General features: G+C 59.5%; 6 protein-coding genes. All 6 read right to left on the reverse strand.

Going from position 1 to position 10,417, the window contains the following annotated elements; all coding sequences use genetic code 11:
• Positions 1–1,092: 1,092 nt before the first annotated feature.
• Positions 1,093–2,748 (reverse strand): beta-N-acetylhexosaminidase, encoded by a 1,656-nt coding sequence (nagZ, locus tag AC6I6H_RS22100; RefSeq protein WP_497956714.1) that lies wholly within the window; start codon positions 2,746–2,748, stop codon positions 1,093–1,095.
• 13 nt (positions 2,749–2,761) lie between these two features.
• The gene (locus AC6I6H_RS22105) at positions 2,762–4,567 is read right to left on the reverse strand and encodes a response regulator transcription factor (RefSeq protein WP_497956715.1); all 1,806 of its coding nucleotides are present in this window, start codon (positions 4,565–4,567) and stop codon (positions 2,762–2,764) included.
• A complete protein-coding gene (locus AC6I6H_RS22110) occupies positions 4,557–6,350 on the reverse strand; it encodes a cache domain-containing sensor histidine kinase (RefSeq protein ID WP_497956718.1) in 1,794 nt (597 codons plus the stop codon). The genes AC6I6H_RS22105 and AC6I6H_RS22110 overlap by 11 nt, the downstream gene beginning before the upstream one ends.
• Positions 6,351–6,441: 91 nt before the next feature.
• Positions 6,442–7,272, reverse strand: a complete 831-nt coding sequence (locus AC6I6H_RS22115) for a carbohydrate ABC transporter permease (RefSeq protein ID WP_497956719.1) — start codon at positions 7,270–7,272, stop codon at positions 6,442–6,444.
• Positions 7,272–8,153 (reverse strand): carbohydrate ABC transporter permease, encoded by an 882-nt coding sequence (locus AC6I6H_RS22120; protein WP_497956721.1) that lies wholly within the window; start codon positions 8,151–8,153, stop codon positions 7,272–7,274. Before AC6I6H_RS22120 ends, AC6I6H_RS22115 begins: the two co-directional genes overlap by 1 nt.
• A gap of 279 nt (positions 8,154–8,432) precedes the next feature.
• Entirely contained in the window at positions 8,433–9,833 is a 1,401-nt protein-coding gene (locus tag AC6I6H_RS22125) for an extracellular solute-binding protein (RefSeq protein WP_497956722.1), read from the reverse strand.
• Positions 9,834–10,417: the final 584 nt, after the last annotated feature.

Below are 10,417 nucleotides of genomic sequence, written 5' to 3' on the forward strand. Positions count from 1 at the left end.
GGCGGCTCGGCGCGCGGCGGCCTCGGCGCGGCGGCTCGGCGCGCGGCAGCTCCGGCGCGGCGGCCTCCGGCGCGGCGCGCGGCGGCCTCGGGCGCGGCAGCCTCGGGCGCGGCGGCTCGGCTTGCCGAATGATGAAGCGGCGCCCTTTCGCCTCCCCCCGGGAGATGAAAGGGCGTTGTTTTTTCGGAGGCATCGCTTTCGGACCTGCCCCCGTTCAAACAGGCGCGGTTTCCCAGCCGGCAGCCTCCCGCCGCCATCCCGCTTTTTCATAAATGCTCAAAAGCCGAGCTGCCGGAGAACACCGCCCGGTACGACTCGGCTTGTTTTGTATATAACACTTGGGACTTTTCCGCACAAACAACAATTTCACGTCCTGCCTGGAGAACTCCGAGGCCCCGTCTCTCCCCACCAGAATCCGTTAACACAAAAGTGCAGCTCTTCAGGAAAAATAACCTGCCGAATGGTGAATTAATGCAAAAATGCAGCAATCCCGTGGAAAATCGGTCGTATCCCCTCATATTAATGCAAAAATGCAGCAATCCCTCCCAAAACCGTCCCATTTCTCCTAAATGATCCATAATTGATGCATAATCGCAGCAATTTCTTTCAATCGCTCTACATTGAAATGAGAAAGCTGCATAATTGCATTATTACGGCCTGCCTCCCCCAGAAAACACCCACATGAAACGGCATTGGTTTGTCTTTTCGTATTGGTTTCTCAGTTGGTTCGTCTCTTTGGCAATGGTTTGACTTTTCGATACTGGTTTGTCTTTATGACATTGAAATGTCTCCATGTCATTGGTTTATCTCTTCGTATTGGTTTATCTCTTCGTATTGGTTTATCTCTTCGTACTGGTTTATCTCTTCGTATTGGTTTGTCTCTTCGGTGTTTGTTTGTTTTCTTCGGTGTTTGTTTGTTTTCTTCGGTATTGGTTTTTTTCTTCGGCAATGGTTGCTTCTTCTGTATAGCTTCTTCTGTATAAGCTTGTTCCCTTTTTCCTGAAGTCCCGGGTCGCCGCAAAAAGTCTGTCTCTACCGTTCCGCCGTGTATTTTTCCTTGCTTGAAGAAGTATGCGGGTTGCGGCCAGTCGGTTAAAGCCGATGGCCGATCGGGTATTCGGAAGAAAGCGTGACCGGCAGGCGGCCGACCGGGAAAAGCCCGCCGGTCAGCGCCTTCGCCAACGCGTCCATGGCCGCCGGGCGGTTTTCGTAGGCGCACAGATACGTTTTCACCTGCGGGTAGGCGTTAAGGTCGTACGGGTTGCGCGTCGCAGCGGCGACGACCGTTCGTCCGGGTTCTTGCGCCAGCCGCCGCACCAGAGCCGCTTGGCCGGGATCGGGAGCTGCGCCCGGCGTGTGCGTGGCGACGACAATTTGCCGGAACCCGGCGGCTTCTATCAGCAGGTTCTGAATCTCTTCTTCCGATGGAGAGAGACCCGCCCTCCGCTCGTGCACGTTCGCCATGTAGGCCCCGAGTGCGGGGCCCAGCGTCGTCTCCTGCTCAATCACCTCGACAACCTCAGTGGATTCCCGGGCCTCGAACCAGATGACAAAGGTTGGCTCGGCCGGATTGAGCGGAAGCTGCCGCCCCTCGTCTTTCACGAGCGATATGCCTTTTTCGTACATTGTCCGGATTTCGCCCCAGGCGGCGGCGCGGGCTGCTTCGGACAAACCCGGCGCGGTTTGCGCAGCGTGAGGGTGGGGAGCTTCTTCGCGCAGGCTCCCGTCTCGCAGGCCCATTCCCCTCTTCTGCTTCAGGGCCAGCACGCGCCGGACCGACGCGTCAATTCGCTCCTCTGTCAGCCGTCCCTCCCGCACCGCGTCCGACACGGCGCGGATGGCTGCCCGCTGCGCATCCTCCGTATGGCTGACGAGCACCACGTCAGCTCCGGCTTCAAGCGCCATCACCGCGCCATCAGCCGTTCCGAACGTACGGGCGATCGCCTGCATCTCCATGCAGTCGGTGAAAATGACACCCGCAAACCCGAGGCGCTCCCGCAGCAAGCCCGTCAGCACCGGGCGCGAAAGAGTGGCGGGAAGCCCCGCCGGCTCAAACGCCGGAAAAACCACATGCGCCGACATGACGGCGTCCGCCCCCGCTTCAATGGCGCGCCGGAACGGAAGCAGCTCGACTTCAAACAGTCGGTCTTCGGCGTGCGGCACAAGCGGCAGACCGAGGTGGGAATCCGTTTCGGTATCGCCGTGGCCGGGAAAATGCTTCACCGTCGCCGCCACCTGCGCGCTCTGACAGCCGATTACCGCCGCCGCGCCAAGCTCCGCCACAGCTCCCGGATTTTCGCCGAACGAGCGGACGCCGATCACCGGGTTGAGCGGGTTGCTGTTGACGTCGACGCTAGGCGCAAAATTGACGTTGATGCCCGCTGCGCGCAGCTCCGCGGCATTTATCGCCGCGGCCCGCTCCGCCAGCGCCGCTTCGCCCGCCGCACCCAGCGTCATCGCTCCCGGCACCAAGGCGATGCCGCGGTCGATCCGGGAGACCATGCCGCCCTCCTGGTCGATGGCAATCAGAAGCGGCGCTCCGTCCCCGTTCAGCTCCTGAAGGGACCGGGAAAGCGCCGCGACCTGTGCCGCGCTTTCCACGTTCCGGCGGAAATAGATCACCCCGCCGATCCGTTCGCCGGCGATCAGCCGGCGGATGCTTTCGGCCGGAACGGTTCCGTCAAAGCCGCACATAAACAGCTGGCCGATTTTCTCCTTCAAAGACATGCTCCAAACCTTATCTTCCATCCTGCCAAACCTCCTAACGGGCCGCCGTCTGTCCGCTTCCCGCCTCGCGGAACTCCGATGGCGTTAGCCCGGTGCATTTCAAAAACACCTTCGTGAAATACCGCCGTTCCGCATAACCGACAAGCGCACCGATGCGGGCGACGCTTTTATCCGTCGCGAGCAGCAGCGACTTGGCCTGCTCCATCCGCTGGCCTGTCACATACTCGACAAACGTCTCGCCGTAATGCGTTTTGAACAGCATGCTGAAATAGCTGCAGCTAATGCCAAGGTGGCTGGCAACCTCCTCGATGCCAATGTCCGATGCCAGATTGCGCCGGATATAGTCGCCCGCCTTGGTCATCAGCCGCTCACCCCGGGTCCGGTTGAGTGCTTCTCCCGGGTGTGAGACGGTATCCGCCGCCCCGGCCGCAAGCGATACGGCGGCGGGCAGCGGGGCTTCGTCGGCCGCTGCCGCCTCTCCGGCAAAGGCGGACCGGAATCCCTCAGCGCCGGCGCTTGCGCAAAGCTGGCGGCAGGCGCCAGGCAGCGACCCGAGCCCGACCGGCTCGGGAAATGCCCGCAGCTCAAGCCCGCCGGGATTGGCTGGCGTACGCGAAGGGGTAGCCTCCGCATTCCCTACCCCCTCCGCTGCCACGGCCCGCTCCGCCTGCAACCCTCCGGAAAGAGCCGTCCGCAGTCCTCCGAGCCACAACGGCTCGCGCCCTCCGTTCGCAGCCGTTGCATCTTCCGGCTCTTCAGCCAAGATCAACCAGCGGCCGCCGCCGATACCGGCCGCAGCATACGCAGGCCCCGCATCCGGCAGCACTCTACGAAGGGACTCGCGCAGGACAAAACCTTGCGTTTCCGCATCCGTCCCGGCTGCCCCCCGCCCTTCTGGGCCTGTAGCATCCACACCCGTCCTGTCGGTCCCCGTTCCGTTGGGAACCGCTCTATGCGCTCCCGTTCCGTCTGTGCCTGACTTGTCGCTCCTCGTTTCATCCGAACCTGCTCTACCTGCGCCCCTTCCATCCGTGCCCATCCTGTCGGTCCCCGTTCCGCTCAGAACCGCTCCATGCGCTCCCGTTCGCTCTGTGCCTGTCCTGTCGTTCCTCGTTCCATGCGCATCTGTTCCGCCTGTACGCATTCCATCCACACCAGCTCTTCCTGCACCCGTTCCATCCGTACCCGTGTCATTCACTTCTGTCCCGCCCGCAAACGATCCGTTCCCGCCTGACCCGGCCGCTGCGGAAACACACGCCGCGCCGCTTCCGGCCTTACCCGCCGCCGGGACGGCCAGCACCAGCCGGTACAGCCGCTCCCCGGCGGGAACTCCGGCCTCGGCCAGCAGCGCGCGGGCTTCCCCAAGCGGCACGCCGGCCGCCAGATCGTGCAGCAGCTTTTCGTAAGCGAGCGTGGCGGTACGCCTCCGGCTTTCCTCGGCCTGGCGTTCCTTTGCCAGCCGCTCGCGGATGCCGGCTGCCAGCCGCTCCACCGTTTGCTCCAGCCGGTCGTAATCGATGGGCTTCAGGATATAGTCCTTCACGCCGAGCTGAATGGCGGTCCGGGCGTACTCGAATTCCTGATAGCCGGTCAGCATCAAAAATTCGCAGCGCGCCGAAAGCTTCCGCGCCTCGGCCAAAAACGCCATCCCGTCCATCACCGGCATGCGGATGTCGCTCAGCACCAGGTCCGGCTCGTGCTCCCGGAACGCCTCCAGCGCCTCCTGTCCGTTTCGCGCGAGCGCCACCACCTCGATGCCCCACTTGGCCCACGGCAGCACGCTTTTCAGGTTGTTTAATATCGGCCGTTCGTCGTCCGCCAAAAGCGCTTTAAGCTTCATCCGAATCCCCCGGTTCCTTCAGTGGTAAAAGGCATTTGATCACCGTGCCGCAGCCTTCGCCGGAGCAGATCAGGAGGCCGCAGCCCGAGCCGTACCGGATGCGGATCCGGTCGGCAACGCTGCGAACGCCGAGGCCGCGCCGTTCCGGGTGAGGGCCTGCCGTCTCCTGCTCGTCGGCCGCCATGTATTGAAACGTCTCCAGCACCCGGTTCGGAATGCCGAGGCCGTTGTCCGCCACCGTCAGGATGAGGCGGCCGTCCTTTTTTTCCGCGCTGACCGTTAGCCTTCCTTTGCCCGCAAGCCCGTCAAACCCGTGCTGAATGCTGTTTTCGACAAGAGGCTGAAGCGTGAGCTTTTGAACCGCAGAGCCGAGCAAATCGGCGGGCACGTCGATGGTGTATTCAAACAGCTCCGCAAACCGGAAGCTTTGGATTTCCAAATAATTTTTCAAATGCTCGAGCTCCTGCCGCAGCGGAATTTCCTCCGGCCCGTGAATGCTGATCCGCAGCATCCCGGCCAGCCGCAGCACCATCTGGCTGACCTTCCGCCCTTCGTTTTGCACCGCCAGCGCATTGATCGACTCCAGCGTGTTGAACAAAAAATGCGGCTTGATCTGCGCCTGCAACACGCGCATTTCCGCCTGGTTTTTCCGCTCCTGCTCCCGCTTGACCCGGCCCAGCAGCTCCCCGATCCGCCGGATCATGCTGTTCAGGCTCCCGGCCAAAAGCCGCAGCTCATCGGTCCCCCGTTCCTCGACCCGGGCGTCGAGCTCCCCCCGCTCCACTTTTCGCATGACCCGCACCAGTCGGCTGATCGTTCCGGCGATCCGGTTGACGAAAACCAGAAGAAACACGGAGGCGGACAGCAAAAACAGTCCGAGCACCAGCCCCACCCGCTTGGCGTACAGGTTGATTTCACGGGACAGCGAGCTCCACGGCGTCACCGAGACAAGCCGCCAGTTTTCCACGGTCAGCGGAATGCTGGAGATGATGGAATCCGTTCCCGCAAAAACGTGCCGCCCGCTCGCAAACCCGGCGCTTTCCGGCATGCCGGCGCCTCCGTAATCGGACAGCCGCGCCCCGTGGCTGGACAACGCGCTGTCGAACAAAATGGTCCCGTTCTCGCTGACGATAAAAAAGCGGGTCTGGTATTTTTCCGGTTTAAAGGTAAAGTAGCGAAACAGGCTTTCGAGCGCCGAATTTTTGATTTGCACCAGCAAAATCCCTTTGTCGTCCAGCGTGGCGATGTCCTTGACGACCCGGATCTGCGTAAACACCGGATCGCCGCCGGACAGCTCGGGATACTCGTAAGGGCCGATCCAGCGCGGCAGGCCGCCGCGGGCCAGCACTTCGCGGAACAAAGGCTGTTTTTGAAATTCCGAAAAGGGGAGCTTGCCGAAGTTTTCTTTCATGTAAATCGGAATGGGCCGGCCATCTTCAAGCCGGTACAAATAAGCGAAGCTGACGGATGGGTGATTGACCAGCAGGTCGCGGAAATTGCGCTGAACCTCGTTCAGGCGGAGATAATCGGTTTCGGTGACGCCCGGCTTGGCCAGCACTTCCTGGATGGCCGTGCTGGCGATGGTGCTGTCCGTAACCTTGTTCATTTCGCCAAAGATAAAGTCGATGCTTTGATTGAGCGAACGCAGGGTGATTTCGGATTGGCGGGCGTACTTTTCCTGGGTAATGTCGGTGAGAAATTCATACGCGGCGATGCCGAACAGAAGAAGCGGAAGAACGATCAGCGTAAAAAAAGCCGCAAACAGCTTAAAACGCAGCGACATCCGCATCCCCGTCCTTTCCCGCCTCCCGCGCGGAAGTTCCTGCCGTGCGCAAAGGCCCGACGCTTTTCCGGGCCTTGAACGGTCCTCAAGCTTATCCCTTCACGCTTCCCGCCGTCAGCCCCTCAATGATTTTTTCCTGAAGGAAGCCGTACAGCACGAGAACGGGAAGCACGCTGTAAATGATGCCGGTGCAGATCAGGGCGTAGTCGGTCTGGAACGCGTCCCGGAACCCGACCATGCCTGTCGGCAGCGTGCGCAGGCTGTCTTTGCTCAAGAAGAAATTGGCCAGCAAATATTCGTTCCAGTTGCCCAGATAATTGACGATAAAAACCGTCACCAAAGCGGGCATCGTAATAGGCAACACAATTTTAGCAAACAGCCCGATGGAACTCAATCCATCCATGATCGCCGCTTCCTCCAGCTCGTTCGGGATGTTGCGCATAAACGCCGCGATCAGGAGAACGCTGAGCGGAAGCGCGCCGGCGGTATACGGAAGGAACAGCGACCAATGCGTGCCGAGGACGCCGAGCTTCATCACGAGAATGTATTGGGCGATAAACAGCACGTTGCCGGGAATCAGCATGCCGATCAGCACGAACTGGTACAGCCATTTGCTCGCCTTGGCGAACTTCATCCGGGTCAGAGCGAATGCCGTCCCCGCCGCCAGCAGCACGCCGACGATAGCGGAGGATAGCGACAAATACAGGCTGTTAAAGAAATAGACGTTGATTTTGGCCTTTACCCAGGCTTCCCGGTAGTTCTCGAAAATCCAACGCTCGGGCAGCGCAAAAGGGCGGCTGGCGATCTCCGTGTTTCCGGCTTTGAAGGAGGAAAGCACAACGAACACGAACGGAACCAGAATCACGGCCACATAGAGCATCAGGACCGCGTGGGGCAGCGTCTTTTTGAGGACGGAGGACATCAGTATTCAATCCTTTCCTGATTTCTTCCGAAAGAAAGCTGATACAGGGCGGTCAAAATCAGGGCGAAGGCAAAAATCAGGATCGAAATCGCGGTTCCGAAGCCGTACTCCCCGTAGTTGATCGCATTGTTGACCATATAGGAGGCCATGACCTCCGTCGCACCGACCGGGCCCCCGCCGGTCATAACCAGCACGATGTCGACGACGCGCATCGCGCCCGCGATGGACAGCATTACCACCACCGAGATGATCGGACGGATCAGCGGAAGCGTGATGGACACCGCCTGCTGAAAGCCGTTTGCCCCGTCGATCGCCGCGGCTTCATTCAGCTCTTTCGGAATGGCCAGGATGGCCGCCAGCACCAGCACGATGTAAAAGCCCATCCACTGCCACGCGTTGGTCACAAGCACGCTGATCATCGCCCAATGCGGGTCGGACAGCCAGTATACCGGGCCGAGGCCGATTTTGCCGAGCAGGTTGTTCAGCAGGCCGATTTCCGGCTCGTAGATAAACCCCCACAGGATGCCGATGACCGAGGTGGACAGAATGGACGGCATAAACACCGTCGTTTTGTAAAACCGCTGGAACCGCTTCACCCCGCCGATCAAAATGGCAAAGAATATAATAAGCGGCACCTGGATGAACACGGAAAACAGGATAAAATAAACGTTGTTTAAAATGGCCTTTTGAAAATCCCCGTCGGACAGCGCTTCGGCAAAATTGGCAAAGCCGACAAAATTCGTTTCGTCCAGCCCGCTCCAGTCGGTAAAGCCGTAGTAAGCGGAGCTGGCCATCGGGTAAATAAAAAACATGGCGTACAAAACGACGGTCGGCAAAACAAACATCAGATAGACCGCCGGATTTCTCAGTGTGTGCTTCATGACGCTCCCACCCTCTGCTCAAAAGCTCCCGCGCGTAAAACGCGGATGAAAAAGGACGCCGCCCGCCGGGGCGGCGTCCGCTTTCCGATCCTGCCTCGGGCCGCCGTCAGGGCGTCGCCCGCTTTCCGTCCTGCCTCGGTCCGCTCTCAGGACGGCGCCCGCTTTTTGTCCTGCCTTGAGCGCCGTCAGGACGCCGCCTAATAATGCTTGCTGCGGCCGATTTTGCATCCGCTGCCGCTTTTTTCGCTTCTGGCGTATGGCAGCGTATCTGCGTGCTTGTTATTTGGCGGCGCTTGCTTTGTCCTGAACCTTTTGCAGCTGCTCGGTCACTTTTTCAGGCGTTGCCTGACCGGCGATGAGCTTGCCGATTTGCTTTTCGGACTCCTGGTAAACCTCCGTCTTCACGGTCGAGTCGTAATGGGAGAAGACGCTTTGGGCGGTTTCGAACTGGCCGAGGGCGATTTTGATAATCGGGTCTTCGACCTTGGAGAGCGCGTCGCCGGACAGCTTCATCGAAGGAAGCACGTTGTCCTCCAGCAGGCCGCGCAGCTGCATTTCTTCGTTGTACATGTTTTTGATAAAGCCCTTTACAGCCTTCAGCTCGTTTTCATTCAGATCGGCGGAGAAGCCGTAGCCGTTGGAATAGTTGCCGTTGACCGCCGTTTGGTCGCCGACACCGCCCGGCACGGCCGGCATGGCGAAGTAACCGACCTTGCCTGTCAGGTCGCCCGCTTGCTCGGCATCCTTGAACACCGAGGAGCGCCAGCTGCCGTCAAACATCATGCCGGCTTTCCCGGTTACGAACTGGTTCAGCATTTCCGGGTATTCGAGGCCGAGCTCGCCTTTGGTGAAGTAGCCTTTTTTCTCCCATTCGGCGTATTTGGCGAAAGCCGCGATGACTTGCGGGTCGGCCCACTTTTTGGTTCCGTTCGGAATTTCGTTGACGATGTCCGGTCCGGCGTAGCGGGCCAGCAGGGTGTTGACCAGCATGAGCGGCACCCAGGCGCCTTTGGAGCCCATGGCAAACGGGGTGATGCCGTTCGCTTTCAGGGTGTCGGCTGCTTTTTCCAGCTCCTCCAGGGTTTTCGGCTCGGCGATGCTGTATTTTTCAAACAAGGACTTGTTGTAGAAAAAGCCTTCGGTGCTGCCTCCGATGGGAAGGCCGTAGATTTTGCCGTCCAGCGAAAATTGCGTCAGGTTGACGAACTGGTCCGGCTTGATGCCGAGTTCGTTCAGAATCGGCGCCAGGTCGAGCAGCCGTCCGGCTTTGCCGTATTTCAGGGCATCCCCTGTCCCGCCAAAAAGGTCCATGATCTTGGGCGGATTGCCCGCCGCCATTTCGGCGGGAAGCTTGGTAAAGCGGTTGGTTGCGTCTTCGACCCCGTCGAGCTCGAATTTCAGGCCGGGAATTTCGCTTTCCGTTTTGGCGACGACCGCGTCGAGAATCGCCTTGCGGTTTTTTTGCGCGTCTCCGATCTGGATGTGGCGCAGCGATACGGTAAACGGTTCCGCTTCCGCAGCCGGCGTAGCCGTTGCTTCCGCCGTCGCGGCCGCCGCCGTCGGGTCTGCCGACGCCGACGGAGAAGCGGAGCTGTCTGCCGAACCGGAGCCTCCGCATCCGGACAGCACGGTGGTCATGAGCAAAACCAGAAGAACCGGCAAGCTGATCCTTTTCTTCATATTTGTTAGCCTCCCTAACCCAATGTGGCAACTCGAGGTTGCTTTTTCATTATAAAAGCCCTTTCTTTTTTTGAGCAGGTTAACATTTCTACAATACAGGGATAAAATCTTCTAATTCGCCCCAAATATTCCGGGCAAATCAACAATTTGTATCATATTTCTGACATCAGGACGGTCAACGTCGGGCCATTTCGCCAAGATTCGAGGGATGTCTTGTGCACGGCAGGCTTGTTGTGCAGGATGGCTTATGTGTGGCATGCCTTGTGCGTGGGATGCCTTGTGCGTGGGATGCCTTGTGCGTGGGATGCCTTGTGTACGAGACGCCTTGTGTGCGGAGGCCACATCCACGCTGCCGGCTGTCACTCTTCGCAGGTTAGTTTGGTTGGAAGTACGCTTGCCGGTGTTGCTTCGGAAGATTGTCCGGCTGCTGCGGTAACGGTTGCCTCAGCGGCTTGCTTCGAAAGGAGAGTTTCGTGTGATGGGAGAGCATACAATCCCCTCCCTAGCTTCGGCAGACGGCACGACGATTGCGCTAACGGTGCCACAGCGGCTATTTGCTTCGAAAGGAGAGTTTCGTGCGATGG

Source organism: Gorillibacterium sp. sgz306347 (assembly GCF_059735245.1).